The organism is Protofrankia sp. CiT1, assembly GCF_917627335.1.
GTDB lineage: Bacteria > Actinomycetota > Actinomycetes > Frankiales > Frankiaceae > Protofrankia.
Genome location: NZ_CAKJTP010000076.1, coordinates 1,424 through 2,500, shown reverse-complemented (window position 1 = coordinate 2,500; position 1,077 = coordinate 1,424). Strand labels below are relative to the sequence as shown.

General features: G+C 66.4%; 1 protein-coding gene. It reads left to right on the top strand.

Annotation, left to right across the window (positions count from 1 at the left end; translation table 11 throughout):
- Positions 1-191: 191 nt before the first annotated feature.
- The coding region (locus tag MJ785_RS13535; protein ID WP_239381203.1) for a tyrosine-type recombinase/integrase at positions 192-1,077 on the top strand (886 nt) is incomplete at its 3' end.

Here is a 1,077-nt window from a genome sequence, read left to right as displayed (position 1 = left end):
GCCTGACAGCCTTGTCTACCAGGCGTTTTGCAACTTTATAGATCATCAAGCGCGATCTGTCGGTCGTCGCGTGGACTGGGTTCGTGGACTGGTGCCGATCTGGCGTTTACTCTTCGCATATGTCGAAGCATCACGTTGAGCGTTTGCCGAGCGGATCCCTCCGGGTCCGGGTGTACGGCGGACGCGATCCGGTGAGCGGCAAGGAGATCTACCTCAAGGAGACGGTGAAACGGGCCGACCAGGTCGAAGCGGCGGCCGAACGACTCCACGCGAAGGCCGCGGCGGGCAGGCGGCCGGAGTCCGACGCCACCGTTGAGCGTTTGGTCGAGGAGTACCTGGCGACCGCCGACATCGAGCCGACGACGCGGCATATGTACGCCGGGTACGCCCGGCGGAACATCACACCTGTTCTCGGGTCGAAGCGTGCCCGGGAGGTCACGACGCGGACGCTCGAGCTCCTGTACGCCCGGCTGCGTGTCTGCCGGAAGCTCTGCGACGGCAACGTGCGGCGTAAGAAAGACCACGTCTGCTCGCCGCTGGCGACCAGCACGATCCGCCAGATCCACGCGATCCTGTCCGGCGCGTTCGCCGCGGCTGTCCGCTGGGAGTGGATTGAGGAGAATCCGGCCGAACGAGCCCGGCTCCATCGTTCCCACGCCGTCGAGCCCGAGCCCCCGTCGCCGGCGGAGGTCGCGAGGCTGCTGACGACGGCGTGGGAGCTCGACGCGCTGCTGGCGGTGTTCTTGTGGCTGGCCGTCACCGCGGGCGCCCGGCGCGGTGAACTGTGTGAGCTCCGTTGGAAGAACCTCGACCTGGCCGGCGGCACGATCCGCATCGCGCAGAACTACGCGGTCCGCGGTGGGCAGAAGCTGCACAAGGACACCAAGACCCATCAGAAACGCACTCTCGCCTTCGATGAGGTCACCTGTCAGATCCTCGAAGAGGAGCGAGACCGTGTAGTGGCCCGGCTCGCCAAGGTCGCGCTTGACCTGTCGGACGACGCGTTCGTGTTCTCTCATGACCCGGCTGGGGCCACGCCCTGGAACCCGGACTCGGTCACCCATCGCGTGGCGATTC